Source organism: Fontimonas sp. FW305-C-3 (assembly GCF_058783185.1).
Genome location: NZ_JBYSYK010000004.1, coordinates 33362 through 52674, shown reverse-complemented (window position 1 = coordinate 52674; position 19313 = coordinate 33362). Strand labels below are relative to the sequence as shown.

Here is a 19313-nt window from a genome sequence, read left to right as displayed (position 1 = left end):
TCAGGCGCGGCTGCAGAGCAGCGCCAGCGGCCAGGGATTCAGCAGCGGCGCGATATCGACGGACGCCGCATCGAAGCCCGGCGCCGCGCCGGCGTCATCGAGCGCGGAGTTCCAGCTGCGCCCGATCAGCGTGCGCGGCAGGGAGAGTTGATTGCCCGCCAGCTGCGCCGCGTCGAGACGCAGCACCGCGGGATCACCCATCAGGCCTTCGACCAGGCGCGGCACGATGACCAGCATCGACAGGTCGCGATGCGTCCGCGCGAAGGCCAGAAAATGGTTCGCATGCGGGCCGCGGATTTCCAGCGGCTGGTAGTTGCCGAGATCGAACAGCTCCGGATGGCGCGCGCGCAGCGCCAGGCCGCGCGCGATCAGTCGTTGCTTGATCGCGCCATCGCGCCAGTTCTGCAGCTGCGCCACGGTCGGACCGCTCGCATCGAGGCTGCGCACGCGGGCCGCGAAGTCGACCTCGCGGCGGTTGTCGGGATCGACCATGCTCAGATCCCAGAACTCGGCACCCTGGTACAGATCGGGCACGCCCGGCGTCGTCAGCCGCAGCAGCGTCTGGCTGAGGCTCTTGATCGCGCCGCCGGCGGCGATCGAATCGACGAAGGCCTGCATCGACGCGAGGAACGCCTGGCTGCGTAGCGGATCGAGCAGCGCCTGGACGAATGCGTCGCAGGCATCCTCGTAAGGGATGAACGGATCGAGCCAGCCCGAGTGGCGCTTGGCTTCGCGGACCGCCTTGCGATGCCATTGGCGCAGGCGTTCGGCGAAGTTCGCGAGTTCCTTGTCCTTGCGCTTGGGGTTGTTGAGCTGCAGCGGCCAGCAACCGACCATCATCTGATAGAGGATGTATTCGTCGGTGTCGTCTGGCGCGGCGACGCCGTCGACCAGCGTCTTCAGGGGCTGGTTCATCTGCGTCCACTGCGCGCTGGCGGCGGCCCACTGGCGCGGCCTTTCGCTGAACATGCTCAGGCGGGTGCGAACGTCTTCGCCGCGCTTGTGATCGTGGGTCGCGGTGGCGAGCAAGGCGCGCGGATAACGCAGCTGGCGTTCGGCGCTGCTGCGATGAAAGTCGGCGATCGTCATCGAGAACTGGCCGGGATCGGCGCCGACTTCATTGCGCGACAGCAAGCGGCCGTGACGATAGAACGCCGTATCCTCGACGGACTTCGCGGCGACCGGCGCGGTCAGCTGCTGGAAGCGCGCCAGCGCCCGCAGGCGCGCGCGACGGCCCTGCACCGTCGGCGCTGAGCGCGGCGGCTCCGCGCCGAGCCAGCGATCGACCAGCTCCAGCAGCGCGCGCTCGCCCGGGCGTACGCCGTCCATCGCATCGGCGACGACGCGCTTCATGATCTGCGCGTCGGCCATGCTGCGACCGCGCGCATCGACATAGGTGCGGTAGACCGGAAAGTGGACCAGGATTTCGGTGAGCACCCTGCGGATCGCCGCCAAGGACCAGTCGCGCCAGCGCGGATCGGCGCGCGCGATCGCATGCAGCGCATGGGCGCAGGCGCTGAACTCCGCCGAGAACAGATCCTGCGGAATGCGCCGCCGCGCCTTGCGCTCTTCCTCGGCGAAGTTGCCGCCTTCGCTGTGCGTGCGCCACAGGCCGGTCAGCGCGGCTTCGCCGGCGGCGTCATGCATCAGCGCGCTGACGTCGTTCATGAAGCTGTAGCCGGACGTACCGTCCATGTTCCAGTCGCGTGCCAGCCGTTCGCCGGGCGCGAGGATTTTCTCGACGACCAGATACGGCGGGCCGGACGGCGCGCTGCCCGGCCGATCCGCGGTGAGCAGTTCGAGCCGCGCGCGCAGACGCCGGCAGTAGCCGCGCGGATCGGCGAGACCGTCGACGTGATCGATGCGCAGGCCGTCGATCAGGCCCTCGCGGTAGAGCCGGAATGTCGTCTCGTGCACCGCCTCGAACACCGCCGAGTCCTGCATCCTCAATGCCGCTAGTCCGGTGATGTCGAAGAAGCGCCGCCAGTTGTTCTGGTCGCCGGCGGTGCGCCACCAGGACAGACGGTAGTGCTGCTGCTCCAGCAGGCGGTTGAGGCGCTCGGCGCCGTTGCGCTGGTCCGCCTGGTACAGCCGCAACAGGGCGTCGATGGCTTGCCGCGTCTGCGTCTCCGCGGCCGCGGCGGACAAGGCCGCGCAGCCGCTCTCGAACAGTTGCCGGCGCCCGCCGCGCGTACGGCGCCCGGCAATCGGCTGGAACAGCGCCGCCAGCGATTCAAGGCCGGTGCTGCGCAGCAGGAGCGGATAGTGCGGCGGCGCGATCGGAAAGTGATGTTCGTAATAGGCCACATGGAAACGGCCGCGGACGGCATCGAATTCCAGCTTCAGCTCGCCGTCGGCCAGCACCTCGCCGTAGGGCTTGCCGAGGAACGGTGCGAGCACGCGGTTGCGCAGCACCGGATCGTCGACATCCCAGTCGATGTCGAAGAACTCGGCGTTGTCGCTGTCGCGGCCCCACTCGAGCACGTCGAGCCAGCGGCGGTTGTCGCTGCCGCCGACCGCCATGTGGTTCGGCACGATATCGACGATCAGCCCCATGCCGCGCGCGCGCAGACAGCCGACCAGCCGATGCAGCCCGGCTTCGCCGCCGAGTTCGGCGCTGACGGTGTGGTGGTCGATGACGTCGTAGCCATGCGTCGAACCCTGGCGCGCGGTCAGGATCGGCGAGGCGAACACATGACTGATGCCGAGCCGTTCCAGATAAGGCAGCAGTTCGAGTGCCGCGTCGAAGCCGAAGCTCGGCGTCAGCTGCAGACGCGCCGTCGCCCGTGGGCACTCTCCGCTGCGCATGCGCGGCAGGCGCTCGGCGGCGAGGACGGCGGTCACCGGCAGTTTGCGCAGCGGCCGGCTCATGCGCGTGCCCGCGCCGCGGTCAGCGCCGCCAGCAGCGCCCGCACTTCAGCGCGTTCGCGCAGCTGCGCCTGCGGATCGCGCAGACGCCGGCGCCAGTTCGGATGCTCGTCGCTGGTGCCGGGGATATTCGGTTGCTCGGTCTGCACCAGTGCATCCTCGATAGACAGCAGCGCCAGCGGCGCCTGGCTCAGGCCGATGAATGCGGCCGCCGCGGCGGCGATCTCGACCGTGTTCATGTCGTCCGGCGCCGGGCCGTCGACGATGCCGGCATGCACGAACGCGGCCCACAATGCGGCCTTGTCGATCTGCCGTTCGGCCAGCGCCGCTTCGGCGCTGTCGTCCTCGGCGTAGAGCTTGAGTTCGCCGCGCCACTGCAGATCGCGGCCCTGCCACCAGCCGGCAACGGTCGGCAGATCGTGCGTGCTGGCCATCGCGACGGCGGTCGACGGCCAGCGGCGCGGATCGCTGTACAGACCGTGCTCGCGGACGTACCACATGACGTCGGTGCCGAGGATGCCGCGCGCCGCGAGCTGCGCGCGGAAACCTTCCGGAATCGTGCCGAGGTCTTCGCCGATGACGATCGCGCGATGACGCCAGGATTCGAGCGCGACCAGCCGGCACAGGTCTTCGAAGGGGTATTGCAGGTAGGCGCCGGCGGTCGGCTTGCCGCCGTCCGGCACCAGCCACAGGCGATGCAGGCCGAGCACATGATCGAGACGGATGCCGCCGACGTTGCGCATGTTCCGCCGCAGCAGTTCGATGAAGGCGGCGTAGCCGTTCTGCCTGAGCGCGAGCGGCGACATCGCCGCGAGGCCCCAGTTCTGCCCGATCGCATTGAGCATGTCCGGCGGCGCGCCGACGCTCAGACCCATCAGCATGTCGCTGCGCCGGCTCCAGCTATGACTGCCGGCGGCATCGGTGCCGATCGCCAGATCGCCGATCAGGCCGATCGCCATGCCGGCTTCGCGCGCCTGGCGCTGGGCATCGGCGAGGCTGCGGTCGGCGAGCCATTGCAGGAACAGGTGATAGGCGACCTCATCGGCATGCTGTTCGGCGTAGCGCTCGATGGCCGGACTGGTCGCGTCGGCATACTCGTCCGGCCAACGGCGCCAGTCGTAGAGCGGCGGATCGCGCTCGACGAAATGACGGTGCAGCGCCTCGAAGCGCGCATGGGCCTGCAGGCTGGCGTCGCAGTTGCGGCGGAACTCCTCGAAGTCGGCGCGCGGCGGTGCGTCGCTGTTCATCAGCTGCGCGTACAACGCTCGATGCAGCCGCGCGCGCGCGCGCGTCGCGCGCGGCCAGTCGATCAGCTCCAGGCTTTCGAGCAAGGCGTATTCGGCGCCGAGCCCGGCAGCCGCGAGTGCGGCCTGCACGGCGCCGGCATCGAATACCGCGAGCGGATCCGCGTAGACCGGATTGAGGGCGAAGCGGCTCGACGGCGAGTACGGCCCGTAATGATCCGGATAGGCATCGAAGCCGGCATGCACCGGGCTGATCGCGATCGCATCCGCGCCGCTCGCCGCCGCGGCGCGCGCGAGCGCGCCGACGCTGCCGAAGTGGCCGATGCCGCCATCGCCGGCCGCGGCCAGCGCGTAGACCTGCGTCGCCAGGCCCCACAGTTTGCGCTGCGGCGATCCGCCGATATCGGCGATCGTGAAGCAGCGCTGCGGCGCGATCGTCAGATCGATCGCCTGACCGTCGCTGCCGACGAGCCGGTGATAACCGATCGGCAGTGCGGGCAGCGGCTCGTTGATGTCGAGCTTGTAGTCCTGCGTGGAGCCGCCCTCGAAGCGGACCTGGAAATGGCCGCGCCCGTTGAACGCGGCTGGCCTGACGACCGGCACGCCGGCATCGGCGATCAGCATGCTGCCGGAACGCACTTCCTCGCGCAGCTGGCGCAGGCTGGCGTCGATCTGCCCGGCGGTCGCGCAGGCAATGCCCTGCGCCTGCAGGATCAGCCGCAGCACGTCGTCGGCGACAACCTGCGGCCGGCCGCGGTAGTCGGTCCACTGCGGGCTCAGGCCGCTGACGCGGGCGAGTTCCTGCAGGCGCGAGTCGCTCATCCGCCGATCTCCAGCCAGGCCTGCGTGCAGCGGCCCGGCAGCTGGTGGGGCGCCGCCGGCCGGTCGGCAGCGCTGTCGTACAGCAGGGTGCCGAACACCGGCGGCAGGTCGATCGCATCGGCGGCGAAGTTCGACGCGATCGTCAGCACCGCGCCGTCGGCCAGGCGCCAGCGCGCGCAGACGGCGGCGGCACCGATCACTTCGCAACCGAGCGCCGCGGTTCTCGCCGTGCTGTTGAGGCGCGGATCCTGCAGGCGCGGAATCAGCGCCGCATGGCGCAGCCTGAGCAGTTCGCGGAACTGCTGCAGACGCTGCGCGCCGGCTTCGCCCGGCGCCGGACGGCTGTCATCGAAGCCGGGCTTCGATACCGCGAAGCTTTCCAACGCATTCGGATCGGGCAGTGCCTGGCGCGTGTGGCGGCTCAGGAACTCGGCGAACTCCTGGCGCCGGCCATTGCGGACCGCCTCGGCCAGCGCGGCGTTGTGATCGGTGAAATAGCGGAACGGTTGCTCGCTGCCCCACTCCTCGCCCATGAACAGCAGCGGAATCTGCGGCGCCAGCAGCAGCAGCGCGGTGGCCGCATGCAGCGCCTCGCGGTCGGCCAGTGTCGTCAGCCGCTCGCCGAGCGCGCGGTTGCCGGTCTGGTCGTGGTTCTGCAGGAAGTTGACGAAGGCCTGCGGCGGCAGCCCGGCACTCGGCGTGCCGCGCCGCTCGCCGTGACTCGGCGAGTACTGGCCCTGATAGGCATAGCCTTCGGCGAGGCAGCGCGCGAGGTGCTGCACCGGCGCGTCGGCGAAGTTGCGGTAGTAGCCGTCGTCTTCGCCGGTCAGCAGGACATGCACGGCGTGATGGAAGTCGTCGTTCCATTGCGCGTCGTAGCCGGAGACTTCATCGCGCTGCAGCGGCGCCGCATCGTTGGCATCGTTCTCGAGCATCAGATGGATATGCCGGCCGGGCTCGACGGCGCCGCGCAGCAGCGTCGCCAGTTCGGTCAGCCAGCCTTCGTCCTCGATCGCATGCACGGCGTCGAAGCGCAGGCCGTCGATGCGGTACTCCTGCAGCCAGTACAGCGCGTTGTCGGCAAAGTACACGCGCACTTCCTCGCGACGGAAGTCGATCGCCGAACCCCAGGGCGTCGAGCGATCGTCGCGGAAGAACTGCGGCGCGTAGGACGACAGGTAATTGCCGTCCGGTCCGAAGTGGTTGTAGACCACATCGAGAAACACCATCAGGCCGAGGCCATGCGCCTGGTCGATCAGTGCCTTGAGCTGGTCCGGCGTGCCATAGGCGCGGTCCGGCGCGTATGGCAGCACACCGTCGTAGCCCCAGTTGCGCTGGCCGGGGAAGTCGGCGACCGGCATCAGCTCGACTGCCGTGACGCCGAGTTCGGCGAGCCAGGGCAGCAGCTGCGCGACGCCGGCATAGCCGCCGCAGGCGCCGACATGCAATTCGTAGATGACCGTCTCGTGCCAGGGCCGGCCGCGCCAGCGCGTGTGTTCCCAGACGTAGGCGCAGGGATCGACGACGACGCTGTCGGAATGCACGTCGCTGAGCTGGGCGCGCGATGCCGGGTCCGGCACCGCGAGGCCGTCGTCGAGGCGGTAGCGATAGCGATCGCCGGGGCGGCAATGGGCGACCGCTTCGAACTCGCCGTCGCCGGACACATCCATCGGCAGCGGCGGGCGGCCGTCGATCTCCAGCTGGACCGCGGTCTGTGCCGGCGCCCACAGGCGGAAGCGGGTGTGGCCGTCGGCACCGAAGTCGGCACCGTAGGTCAGCGGCACATGCTGGCGGCAGTTCACGCTTCGTCCTCGGCGACCGCCGGCTCGACGACGGACTCGTCCTCGGCGACGGCCACCGCCTCGACCGCGGCGGTGCCGGCGGCGGCCTGCACCTGGCGCTGGGCCTGCATGACCTGTTCGACATCGAGATGGGCGACCAGCAGCGCGACGCTCTTGTCGGCCAGCTGGTAGTGATCGCCATCGATCAGATCGTTCTTGCGTTCCGGCTCGGCGGTGTTGAGCAGCAGGCGATAGCGCAGCACGTCCTGCAGAACCTCCGGCACCGGCAGATGGAACTGGTGCGCCTGGTCGTCGGCATTGAACAGCAGCAGGGCGATGTCGACGCCGCCGTCGGCATCGGTGACGGCGCGCCGCAATGTCAGCAGACGCGCGAAGCCGTTGTCCCAGTCCTGCGCCTTCAGCGGCCGGCCCGCTTCGTCGAACCAGTCGGTGTCGCGCAGGCCCGGCGCCGGTTCGGTGCGGCTGTGCATGAAGCGCGGTCCGTGCATCGGCGCGAAGCTGCGCCGCAGCGCAATCAAGCGGCAGACGAAGTCGTGCATCGCGCTGCCGCGATCGCTGTCGAGCTGGCTCCAGTCGAGCCAGGTCGTCTCGTTGTCCTGGCAGTAGGCGTTGTTGTTGCCGTTCTGCGTATGCGCGAACTCGTCGCCGGCGAGAATCATCGGCGTGCCGTGCGAGACCAGCAGCGTCGTCAGCATGCCGCGCATGAGCCGGTCCCGGCGGCCGGCGATCTGCGCATCGTCGGTCGGCCCTTCGACGCCCCAGTTATGGCTGAGGTTGTCGTTGCTGCCGTCCTTGTTGTCTTCGCCGTTGGCCTCGTTGTGCTTCTCGGCGTAGCTGACGAGATCGTTGAGCGTGAAGCCATCGTGCGCGGTGACGAAGTTGATGCTGGCCCACGGCCGGCGCCGGTGGTGATCGAACAGGTCTGCCGAGCCGAGCAGGCGCGCGGCGACCGCGCTGCGCGACGCCGGATCGCCGCGCCAGTAGCGCCGCACGTCGTCGCGGTAGCGGCCGTTCCACTCGGCCATGCCGGCCGGATGGTTGCCGAGCTGATAGCCGCCGGGGCCGACGTCCCAGGGTTCGGAGATCAGCTTGACCTGGCTCAGCAACGGATCCTGCATCAGCGCATCGAAGAAGCCGCTGTTGGGATCGAAGCCGCTCGCTTCGCGGCCGAGCGTGACGCCGAGATCGAAGCGGAAACCGTCGACATGGAATTCCGAGACCCAGTAGCGCAGCGAGTCCATGACCATCTGGATCGTGCGCTGGTTGGAGAAGTCCACGGTGTTGCCGCAGCCGGTGTCGTCGACGCCATAACGCGATTCGTCGCTGCGCAGGCGGTAGTAGCCGGCGTTGTCGTAGCCACGCCAGGACAGCGTCGGGCCCAGCTCGCTGCCTTCGGCGGTGTGGTTGTAGACCACGTCGAGAATGACCTCGATGTTCGCCGCGTGCAGGCGCTGCACCGCCCACTTGATCTGGCCGAGCGTATCGTCGGACAGGTACTGCGAGTCCGGCGCGAACCAGGACAGCGAGTTGTAACCCCAGTAGTTCGTCAGGCCGCGTTCGACCAGATGACGGTCGCGCGTGAAGGCGTGGATCGGCATCAGCTCCACCGCGGTGACGCCGAGCCGGCGCAGGTAGTCGACCGTGTCGGCGCGTCCGAGCGCACCGAAGGTCCCGCGGTCGTGCTCGGGAATTTCCTTGCGCAGCTTGGTGAAGCCGCGCAGGTTCATCTCGTAGATGACCGTGTCGGTCCAGGGAATCCGCGGCGGCCGGTCCGCGCCCCAGTCGAAGGCATCGGCGGTGACGACGCCTTTCGGCACGTAGATCGCACTGTCGCGCCGGTCGAACGACAGATCCGCGCGCGGCGAACCGATGCGATAGCCGTACAGCGCATCGTGCCAGCGCAGCTCGCCGGCGAGCTGGCGCGCGTAGGGATCGATCAGCAGCTTGTACGGATTGAAGCGATGGCCCTGGCGCGGCTGGTACGCGCCGTAGACGCGATAGCCATACAGCTGGCCCGGCCGGCAGCCGGGCAGATAGCCGCGCCAGACGCCGTCGGTGCAATCGTCCATCTCGTAACGCGCCGACTCGTGCCGGTGCGGGCTGTCGAACAGGCACAGCTCGACCTTGTCCGCATTCGGCGCGACGACCGCGAAGTGAGTGCCGCGGCCGTCCCAGTGCGGGCCGAGCGCATGCGCGGTCGAGCGATCGAGCCGTGGGACGATGTCAGCCACCTTGCGCCCCCGGCTTGAGGATCAGTGTCGCCAGCGGCGGCAGGCACAGACTCAGCGAGTACGGCTCGCCATGCGCCGGGTCGGCGACCGCGGTCAGCACTTCGGCGATCGGATAGTCCGATCCGCCGTAGATGGCCTTGTCGGTATTGAGCCGCTCATGCCAGCGGCCGGCGAGCGGCACGCCGATGCGGTAGTCGTTGCGCGGCACCGGCGTGAAGTTGCAGACCACCAGCACCGGCGGCTGGCTGCCGTCGCGCGCGACGCGCAGGAAGGCGTAGACGCTGTTGACCTGGTCGTCGCCGATCAGCCAGCGGAAACCGCCGGCATCGCAGTCATCGACATGCAAGGCCGGCTCGGCGCTGTAGAGCTGGTTCAGATCGCGGATCAGGCGCTGGACGCCGCTGTGCAGCGGCGCATCCTCGGACTGCGGCTCGAGCACCGCCCAGTCCAGTTCGCGGTCGTGGTTCCACTCGGTGGTCTGGCCGAACTCGCTGCCCATGAACAGCAGCTTCTTGCCCGGATGCGTCCACATGAAGCCGTAGTAGGCGCGCAGATTGGCGTGGCGCTGCCACAGGTCGCCCGGCATGCGGCCGAAGATCGAGTGTTTGCCGTGCACCACCTCATCGTGCGACAGCGGCAGCACGAAGCGCTCCGAGAACGCATAGACCAGGCCGAAGCTGATGTCGTTGTGCGCGTAGGCGCGGTGCACCGGATCGCGGCCGATGTAGCGCAGCGTGTCGTGCATCCAGCCCATGTTCCACTTGTACGAGAAGCCGAGGCCGCCTTCGGCCACCGGCGCGGTGACGCCGGGGAACGCGGTCGACTCCTCGGCGATCATCAGCGCGCCGGGGAAGCGCTCGTGGACGGTCTGGTTGAGCTCGCGCAGGAACGCGATCGCTTCGAGATTCTCGCGGCCGCCGTAGCGGTTGGGAATCCACTCGCCGGCCGGTCGCGAGTAGTCGCGGTACAGCATCGAAGCCACCGCATCCACGCGCAGGCCATCGATGTGATAGTGCTCCAGCCAGTGCAGCGCGCTGCCGATCAGGAAGCCGCTGACCTCGTGCCGACCGAAGTTGTAGATCAGCGTGTTCCAGTCGTGATGGAAGCCTTCGCGCGGGTCCTCGTGCTCGTACACCGCGGTGCCGTCGAAGCGCGCGAGGCCATGCGTGTCGGCCGGGAAGTGCGCGGGGACCCAGTCGATCAGCACGCCGATGTCCTGCGCGTGGCAGCGATCGACGAAGCGCTTCAGGGCCGCCGGCTCGCCGTAGACCGGATGCGGCGCGAACAGGCCAAGCGGCTGGTAGCCCCAGGAGCCGCCGAAGGGATGCGCACTGACCGGCATCAGCTCGATGTGCGTGAAGCCGAGGCTGGAGACATAGGGAATCAGCAGATCGCCGAGCGCGTCCCAGTCCGGCGCATGGCCGCCGGGGCGCTGCCAGGAGCCGGCATGCAGTTCGTAGATCGACAACGGCGACTGCGGCGACTGGCGGCGCGCGCGGCTGTTCATCCACGCGGCGTCGGTCCAGGGATACGGCGTCGGGTCGGCGACCAGTGAACTGGTGCCCGGCGAGGCTTCCATCTGCGCGGCGACCGGATCGGCCTTCAGCGGCAACAGGCCATGGACGCCGAGCACTTCGTACTTGTAGGCGGCGCCGGCGCCGAGCCCGGGGATGAACAGCTCCCAGATACCCGCGTCGGCGCGCAGGCGCATCGGATGGCGGCGGCCGTCCCAGCTGTTGAAATCGCCAACCACCGAAACCCGCCGCGCATTCGGCGCCCACACCGCGAAGCGCACGCCGCCGATGCCGCGGATCTCCATCACATGCGCGCCGAGGCAATCGCCGAGATGGCGATGCCTGCCTTCGCGCAGGTACCACAGGTCCTGCTCGCCGAGCAGCGGGCCGAAGGCGTAGGGATCGGCCAGCTGCTGCTCGCCAGCCGGCCAGCGCACCCGCAGCTGGTAATCGTCGACGCCGTTGGCCGCGCCGATGAACAGGCCCGGCACCTGCGCCGGCTGCAGCGCGAACGCCGCCTGCGGATCGCTGGACGGAATCACGTCGATGGCCTGCGCGCCGGGCACGAACGCGCGGATCACGCGGGCGCCATTGCGTCCGTGCGGGCCGAGCAGCGCGAACGGATCGGCGCTGGTGGCATCGGCCAGTGCGCGCGCGGCGTCGCCGTCCAGCTTGAGTTCGGCATCAACCATCGTCGGGCTCTCTCGTCACCGGACTGCTGGATGCCTCGCCGGCCTGTTGCGGGACCAGCAGCCGGCTGGCGATGTCGAGCAGCGCGCGCAAAGGCACGTCGATCCAGCCCGGTCGGTTGGCGGCTTCGTAGCCGATTTCGTAGGCACTGCGCTCGATCAGGAACAGATCGAGCGCCACCGCGTCGGCACCGTCCCAGTTCCAGCCCTGCAGCGGCGCATGCGCGCGCCAGGCTTCGAGGAAAGCGTTCTGCATGCTGTCGCGGATCTCGAGCAGCAGCGTGCGGCGCGCGTCGTCTTCGGTCTTGCCGGCGTCCAGCGAGCGCTCGATGACCGCGGTGACATAGTCGAAGGACCGCAGGATGCCGGCGACATCGCGCAGCGGGTTGTTGCGCATGCGGCGCTCGGCGAGCGTCCGCGCCGGCTCGCCTTCGAAGTCGACGAAATAGACCTCGTCCTGCGCGACCAGCACCTGCCCCAGGTGCAGGTCGCCATGCGTGCGGATGCGCAGCCCGCCGGTCAGGCGCGGCCACAGGCCGTCGATCATCCGCTCCAAGTCGGGCCGCAGCTGGCGCAAGCGCTCGATGTCCTGACGCAGGCGTTCGCCACGCGCGTCCGGCGGCACCGCTTGCGCCGCAAGCAGGCCATCGACGTGGCGATAGGCTTCGCCGAGCCGCGCCAGTGCGCTGGCGCCCCAGCGTTGGCAGGCCTGGCTGTTCGCCGCGCAGGGCGCAAAGCTCGCGTCCGCGTCGATACCGGCCTCGGTATCCGACAGCGGCGCGGCGAGCACGGCGTGCATCTCGCCGAGACGCTTGCCGAGCGTTTCGGCGAAGCGGCTCAGCTCCGCACGCGCACGCGCAATCTCCTTGGTACCGTCCGCCGGCAGCGAGTCGTACTCGCGGATCGCCCGCTGCAGAACGCCCTGCACATGCGAGTAGGCGTCGCCCTGGTTGTGGATGAACGCCTGCGCGATACCGAGCACGCAGGGCTCGCCCTGCGCATCGATCCGATGCAGCTGGCCGAGCAGCGGCGCGACGTTCGGATAGCCGCGTTCGGTCAGCACGCGGCCCATCTCCGCTTCCGGATGCACGCCCGGCGTCAAGCGGCGGAACAGCTTGAGCATGATCCGCTCGCCGATCACCAGCGAGGAGTTGGACTGCTCCGTCGCGATACGGCGGACCTCGGCATTCGCGGCGACGCTGACCCCGCCGAGCGCGGAGGTCGGCTCGAAGCGGATCGAGCCGTTGCCGGTATCGATGGAGGCGCCTTCGCGCAACAGCTCGACGATGCTGTGCGCCAGGCCGTCGATCGCCAGCGCGTCGGTCAGGAAGCTGACCTGGTTGATGCGCCGCACGCGTGCCAGCGACAGCTGTTGCGGAATGGCGGTGATCGCCTCGTCTTCCGGCAACAGGCCGACCGGCAGCAGGTAACGCTGGCCGCCATCGCTGGCGACTTCGATCTCGAGCAACAGCAGCTCGCGACGCGGGTGCGGCAGCGGCGTCGCGCCGACGATGCGTACCGCGTGCAGGGCCTCGTGCTTTGCCGAGAACCAGCGGCGGCGCGGCAGGTACAACGGCAGGATTTCGTTCTCGAGCACGCCGCGCAGCGGCTCGTCGAGCAGATCCTTGAGCGGACCGCGCAGCACCAGCGTCTGGAATTCCGGCATCGGTTCCGGCGGCACGCTGTGCCAGTCCGGCATGCGCTCGGTGTTGGCGAGCATGAACCAGTAGAAGCCGTGCGGCGGCAGCGTCAGCAGATACGGCAGCTGGCCGATCGGCGGGAACGTCGAACCGCCGACCATCTCGACCGGCACCAGGCCGGCATAGCGCGCCAGATCCAGTTCGACGGCCTGCGCGCTGCCCGCCATGTTGGCGACGCACAGCACGATCGGCTGCTCGGTATCCAGCTCGTCGCGCGGCAGGCGCAGGTACGCGAGGATGCGCCGGTTGCCGGGGCTCAGCAGCTTGAGGCTGCCGCGGCCGAAGCTGCGGCAGCGGCTGCGGATCGTCAGCATGCGGCGCATCCAGTTCAGCAGGGAATGCGCATCGCGCTGCTGGGTCTCGACGCTGACGGTCTGGTAGCCGTACAGGGCATCCATGATCGGCGGCAGCACCAGACGTTCCGGATCGGCGCGCGAGAATCCGCCGTTGCGATCGGGCGACCACTGCATCGGCGTGCGCACGCCGTCGCGGTCGCCGAGATAGATGTTGTCGCCCATGCCGATCTCGTCACCGTAGTAGATGACCGGCGTGCCCGGCATCGACAGCAGCAGCGAGTTCAGCAGCTCGATGCGCTTGCGGTCGCGGTCGACCAGCGGCGCGAGACGGCGGCGGATGCCGAAGTTGAGCCGTGCGCGGCGATCCTTCGCATAGGTGTCCCACAGGTAATCGCGCTCGCGATTGGTCACCATCTCGAGCGTCAGCTCGTCATGGTTGCGCAGGAAGATCGCCCACTGGCAGTTGTCGGGAATCTCCGGCGTCTGGCGCAGGATATCGGTGATCGGAAAGCGGTCTTCCTGCGCGATCGCCATGTACATGCGTGGCATCAGCGGAAAGTGGAACGCCATGTGGCATTCGTCGCCTTTCCAGGGGACCGCCGGCTTGGCGGCACTCTTCGACGTGTCGTCCATGGTGCCGAAGTAATGCTGCACATCCTCCGGCCACTGGTTGGCCTCGGCGAGCAGCATGCGCCCCGGATACGTCGCGTCGATCTCGGCGCGGATGCGCTTGAGCACCGCGTGAGTCTCCGGCAGGTTCTCGTTGTTGGTGCCGTCGCGCTCGACCAGGTACGGCACTGCGTCGAGGCGCAGGCCGTCGACGCCCATCGCCAGCCAGAAACGCATGATGCCGAGCACCGCGTCGATGACACGCGGGTTGTCGAAGTTCAGGTCGGGCTGGTGCGAGTAGAAGCGATGCCAGTAATAGGCGTTCGCGACCGGATCCCAGGTCCAGTTGGATTTCTCGGTGTCGACAAAGATGATCCGCGTGTCGGAGTAGCGCTGGTCGCTGTCCGACCAGACGTAGAAATCGCGTGCCTTGCTGCCCGGCTTGGCCTTGCGTGCGCGCTGGAACCAGGGATGCTGGTCCGAAGTGTGGTTGATGACGAGTTCGGTGATGACGCGCAGATTGCGCTTGTGCGCCTCGGCGATGAAGCGGCGCACGTCCGCCATCGGGCCGAAGTCCGGATGCACGCTGCGATAGGCGGAGACGTCGTAGCCGTCGTCGCGCCGCGGCGACGGATAGAACGGCAGCAGCCAGATCGTGTTGACGCCCAGATCGGCGATGTAGTCGAGCTTCTCGATCAGGCCGGCGAAGTCGCCGATGCCGTCGTTGCTCGCATCGAAGAACGATTTGACGTGCAGCTGATAGACGACCGCGTCCTTGTACCAGAGCGGATCGTTGGCGAACGTGACGGTCGGCGTCGGCGATAGCATCGCTCAGGCCTCCCGGCGCCGCAGACACCAGATCGCGAACGGCCGCTCGCCCGGATTGAATCGCCAGTGCTGGCGATGGTCGCGCCATACGAATCGCGAGCCCGACATCAGCTCTTCGACATCGAGCGCGGCGTCATGCTGCGCGCCGAAAGTCGCCGCCGGCAGATCGAACCAGGTTTCCTGGCTCTGCTGCGGATCGAGGCTGACGGCAACCAGGATCGTCTCGGCGCTGTCCGGAATGTGCTTGCTGTAGCAGAGGATCTGATCGTTGTCCGCCGCGTGGAACTCGAGGTTCAGATGCGTCTGCAGCGCCGCGTGGTCGCGGCGGATGTGATTGAGCCGGGTGATCTCGGCAATGATGTTGCCGTCGGCGTTCCAGTCGCGCGGACGCAGCTGGTACTTCTCCGAGTCCAGATATTCTTCCTTGCCCGGCAGCGCGGTCGATTCGCAAAGCTCGAAGCCGCTGTAGACGCCCCACAGGCTCGACAGCGTGCTGGCCAGCGCGGCGCGGATCAGGAAACCCGGACGACCGGAGGTCTGCAGGAAGACCGGATTGATGTCCGGCGTGTTGACGAAGAAGTGCGGCCGGAAGAAATCGCGCGGGGCCTGCGTCGTCAGCTCCGTCATGTACTCGATCAGCTCGCGCTTGCTGTCGCGCCAGGTGAAATAGGTGTAGCTCTGCGAGAAGCCGACCTTGGCGAGGCGGTACATCATCGCCGGCCGCGTGAACGCCTCCGACAGGAAGATCGTCTCCGGATAGCGGCGGCGGATGTCGGCGATCAGCCAGGCCCAGAACGGCAGCGGCTTGGTGTGCGGGTTGTCGACGCGGAAAGTCCGCACGCCCTCGCCGATCCAGAACTCGATGACGTCGCGCAGCGCCGTCCACAGCGCGGACTGGCCGTCCTCGCCGTAGAAGTCGACGTTGACGATGTCCTCGTAGCGCTTCGGCGGATTCTCCGCGTAGCGGATGCTGCCGTCGGCGTTCCAGTCAAACCATTCCGGGTGCTCGCGCAGCCAGGGATGGTCGGGCGAACACTGGATTGCGAAGTCCAGCGCCAGTTCGATGTCGTACGAAGCGGCGGCCGTGCGCAGGCGCCGGAAGCCTTCGATGCCGCCGAGTTCGGGATGCACGGCGTCGTGGCCGCCCTCGGCGGCGCCGATCGCGTACGGACTGCCCGGCTCGCCGGCTTCGGCGCGTGGCGCATTGTTGCGGCCCTTGCGATTGGTCAGGCCGATCGGGTGGATCGGCGGCAGATACAGCACATCGAATCCCATCGCCTGGATCTGCGGCAGGCGGGCAATGACGTCGTCGAAGGTGCCGTGCCGCTCGGTGCCTTGCGGCGCCTGCGAACGCGGAAACAATTCATACCAGCTCGCAAAGCCGGCGCTGCGCCGCTCGATGTCGAGCGGCAGCGCCGGCGCCAAGCGCACGCTGAACTCGCGCGTCTGGATTCGCCGCATCAGCGTGCCGAGCGTGTCGTCGAGCAGCGCGGCGGCAGCGTCTTCCGGGCTGCATTCGCGCAGGCGATCGAGGGTCGCGATCAGTTCGATGCGATCGTGGCGATCGACATCGTCGCGGTGGCTTGCGGCGGCGACCTGCTCGATGCCGTCGCCGATCTCCATCGTGATCGAGACGCCGGCAGCCTGCTTGCGCGTCAGCGCGGAACGCAGGTTGCCCCAGGGATCGATGCTGGCTTCGATGGCATAGCGATGCAGCCCGCAACTGGCGGCGACGAAGCTGGCGTGCCAGCGATCGTTGCCCAGAGGCTGCATCGGCGTGCGGACGCAGGCCTCGCCGAGCGGGCCCCACATCAGCAGTTCGACCTCCAGATGTTCGTGGCCGTCGGCATAGACGTCCGCTCCGATCTCGATCTGCTGGCCGACCACGCCGCGTGCCGGATAGCGGCCGCCGTCGACGCAGGGCCTGCAGCGCTCGATGACGATGCGCGGCGCCTTGCGCGCGACGTTGAGATCGACCGGCAATGGCAGCGGCGCCGGTCGCGACAGATCCTGCGTGGCCAGATGTGCCATGGTCAGGCGCGCAGCATGTCGCGCGTCACGATCGTCACGCCACCGGGCGTGACTTCGAAGCGCCGTGCGTCTTCGGCCGCGTCCTCGCCGATGACGGTGCCGTCCGGCAGGCTGACGCCTTCGTCGATGACCGCGCGCCGGATCCGGCAATTACGCCCGAGGCTGACATTCGGCAGCAGCAGGCTGTCCTCAAGCGTGCTGCCGGCCTCGACGGTGCAACCGACGAACAGCACGGCGCGGCGGATCGTCGCGCCGGACACCACGCAGCCGCCGCTGACCAGCGAATCGACCGCCATGCCGCGCAGGCCGTTGCGGTCGAAGACGAACTTCGCCGGCGGCACCTGTTCCTGATGCGTCCAGATCGGCCAGCGATTGTCGTAGAGATCGAATTCCGGCTGGACTTCGGTGAGCTCCATGTTCGCCTGCCAGTAGGCGTCGACATGACCGACGTCGCGCCAGTAGCCCGGCCTGGCGGCGTCGTACAGATCGTGCAGGCGGTAGGCGACGGCGTTCGCGTTGCCGACGATCTCGGGCACGATGTCATGTCCGAAATCGTGCGAGGACTGCGGGTCCTTCGCATCGCGCTCCAGATGTTCGAGCAGGAACTCCGTGTCGAACACGTAGATGCCCATGCTCGCCAGCGCGACGTCCGGATTGCCGGGAATGGGCTTGGGATCCGCCGGCTTCTCGTCGAAGGACACGATGCGGTCGTTGTCGTCGACCTGCATGATGCCGAAGGCCGTGCCCTCTTCGCGCGGCACTTCGACGCAGCCGACCGTGACGTCGGCGCCGCGTGCGGTGTGATGCGCGAGCATGCTGCCGTAGTCCATCTTGTAGATGTGATCTCCGGCGAGCACCAGCACGAAACGCGGACGGCTGCGGCGGATGAAGTCGATGTTCTGGTAGACCGCGTCGGCGGTGCCGACATACCAGCCCGGCGCCTCGACGCGCTGCTCCGCCGGCAGCATCTCGATGAACTCGCCGAACTGCCCGCGGCAGAAGCTCCAGCCCTGCTGCAGGTGCTGGATCAGGGAATGCCCTTCGTACTGCATCAGCACGCCGATCTTGCGGATGCCGCTGTTGATGCAGTTCGACAGCGTGAAATCGATGATGCGGAACTTGCCGCCGAACGGCACCGCCGGCTTGGCGCGATGCGCCGCCAGCGGCATCAGCCGCGTGCCCTTGCCGCCCGCCATCACCAGCGCGAGCGTGTCGCGGGTCAGCCGGCTGACGAAGCGCATGTCTCCGCTCGCCGGGCGCGGGCGCGTTTCACCCTTGGACGCTGTGCCGCCGCAGGGCGAACGATCCGCCGCCGGCGACTCGCGCAGGCTCGGCGCAGGCGACGGCGACTTCGCCCGCGAGACCCCGCCGTCCAGCGCGCGGGAGACCGGCTTGCGGGACTCGACGGGCGTTTCGGCGGCGGTGTCCTGATACATGGTGTTCAATCCAATGGCGCTGGGTATTCGGCAAGGAACAAGAAACGTGCCCGGCCCGTCCGATCAAATTGCGCAGCATTTGCCGCGAGACGCTTCACTGCGAATTGCAGGGCCTGCGCGCGGTCGTTCTGCACAAAGCCCATTCACCCGCCGCGACCTGGGAGCAGATGGCGACCGGCAGCCCGATGGCGCTTGGCCAGCCACTCCATGCCGCCGAATCCGATCGCGGCGAGCATCAGCGGCAGCAGATAGAACAAGGCGCGATACGCGAGCAGCGCGGCGAGCACGTTGAGCTGATCCGCCTGCTCCGCGAACAGCCACAGCACACTGGCTTCGAGCACGCCGACGCTGCCCGGCACATGCGACATCGCACCGACCACGCTGCCCAGCAGCAGCACGACGAGTACCTGTTCGAACGGCACATGGCCGGGCAACAGGCGATCGAGCGTCGCCGCCATCAGCAGCCAACTCGCGCTCGACAGCGCGATCTGCAGCCAGGCGATGCGCAGACGCGGCAGCTGCAGGCTGAACTGCCGGACATGCAGGCGCCAGCCGCGCGCGTGGCCGATCGCGCAGACCGCGAGATAGGCGCCGACGACGGCGAACAGCAGCACCGCCGCAGTCAGCCGCCACGCAGGTTCTTCGAGCGGCAGCGTCGCCGGCAGCGCGAGCGGCATGCACAGCACGAGTGCCGACAGCAGCACGAAGCCGGACCAGTTGGTGAGGAAAGCCAGACCGATGATGTGCGCGATCTGGCGCACCGTCAGGCCGAAGCGGTGGTACAGGCGCATGCGCATGCCCCAGCCGCCGACCACGCCGCCGAAGTTGATCGAGAACGCGTAGGCAATGAAGTTGATCGCGAACACGCGGCGCGCGGGCAGGCTGTGGCCGACGTAGTGCTTGGCGACGATGTCGTAGGTCGCGGCGGCGGCATGCGCCACCAGCGCCAGGGCGGCGGCACCCAGCAGGGTCGACAGTTCATAGGCGCGCAGGGCATCGCCCACCGCCTGCCAGTCCATGTCGCGCGCCTTGTCGGCGAGCAGACCGATGATCAGCAGGACGAACAGCAGCGTGACGATCTGCCAGATGCGCTGGCGCGTGCTGCGCCGCGCGCGCTGCGGCACGAGGTGGGAGACGGATTCGACGATCGGTGCGCTCATGGTTGGGCTCCGCCGCAACTGGCGTGCCCGATGCGGCGCGACGGTTTCAGCCCGGGTTCATGGGTCGGACCCGACCCTGCAAG

9 protein-coding genes are annotated in these 19313 nt (G+C 68.4%); all 9 read right to left on the bottom strand.

Annotation, left to right across the window (positions count from 1 at the left end):
* The 9 genes from treY to AC3WUF_RS15715 all read right to left on the bottom strand — a co-directional run bounded on the left by treY (nucleotide 1) and on the right by AC3WUF_RS15715 (nucleotide 19230).
* Nucleotides 1–2871 (bottom strand): malto-oligosyltrehalose synthase, encoded by a 2871-nt coding sequence (gene treY / locus AC3WUF_RS15755; RefSeq protein WP_492427295.1) that lies wholly within the window; start codon nucleotides 2869–2871, stop codon nucleotides 1–3.
* Nucleotides 2868–4934: a 4-alpha-glucanotransferase gene (malQ, locus tag AC3WUF_RS15750; protein ID WP_492427293.1), complete on the bottom strand. Its 2067-nt coding sequence runs from the start codon at nucleotides 4932–4934 to the stop codon at nucleotides 2868–2870. The genes treY and malQ overlap by 4 nt, the downstream gene beginning before the upstream one ends.
* Nucleotides 4931–6736, bottom strand: coding sequence for a malto-oligosyltrehalose trehalohydrolase (treZ, locus tag AC3WUF_RS15745; RefSeq protein ID WP_492427291.1), 1806 nt, complete (start codon nucleotides 6734–6736; stop codon nucleotides 4931–4933). Before treZ ends, malQ begins: the two co-directional genes overlap by 4 nt.
* Nucleotides 6733–8967, bottom strand: coding sequence for a glycogen debranching protein GlgX (glgX, locus tag AC3WUF_RS15740; protein WP_492427289.1), 2235 nt, complete (start codon nucleotides 8965–8967; stop codon nucleotides 6733–6735). Before glgX ends, treZ begins: the two co-directional genes overlap by 4 nt.
* Nucleotides 8960–11173, bottom strand: a complete 2214-nt coding sequence (glgB, locus tag AC3WUF_RS15735; RefSeq protein WP_492427287.1) for a 1,4-alpha-glucan branching protein GlgB — start codon at nucleotides 11171–11173, stop codon at nucleotides 8960–8962. Before glgB ends, glgX begins: the two co-directional genes overlap by 8 nt.
* Nucleotides 11166–14603 carry a maltose alpha-D-glucosyltransferase gene (gene treS, locus AC3WUF_RS15730; RefSeq protein ID WP_492427285.1) on the bottom strand — a complete coding sequence of 1146 codons (3438 nt, stop codon included), beginning with the start codon at nucleotides 14601–14603 and terminating at the stop codon, nucleotides 11166–11168. The genes glgB and treS overlap by 8 nt, the downstream gene beginning before the upstream one ends.
* Nucleotides 14604–14606: 3 nt before the next feature.
* Nucleotides 14607–16634 (bottom strand): alpha-1,4-glucan--maltose-1-phosphate maltosyltransferase, encoded by a 2028-nt coding sequence (locus tag AC3WUF_RS15725; RefSeq protein ID WP_492427283.1) that lies wholly within the window; start codon nucleotides 16632–16634, stop codon nucleotides 14607–14609.
* A 2-nt stretch (nucleotides 16635–16636) separates the two neighbouring features.
* The gene (gene glgC / locus AC3WUF_RS15720) at nucleotides 16637–17875 is read right to left on the bottom strand and encodes a glucose-1-phosphate adenylyltransferase (protein ID WP_492428411.1); all 1239 of its coding nucleotides are present in this window, start codon (nucleotides 17873–17875) and stop codon (nucleotides 16637–16639) included.
* Nucleotides 17876–18213: 338 nt separating this feature from the next.
* Nucleotides 18214–19230 (bottom strand): lysylphosphatidylglycerol synthase transmembrane domain-containing protein, encoded by a 1017-nt coding sequence (locus AC3WUF_RS15715; RefSeq protein WP_492427281.1) that lies wholly within the window; start codon nucleotides 19228–19230, stop codon nucleotides 18214–18216.
* Nucleotides 19231–19313 lie beyond the last annotated feature (83 nt).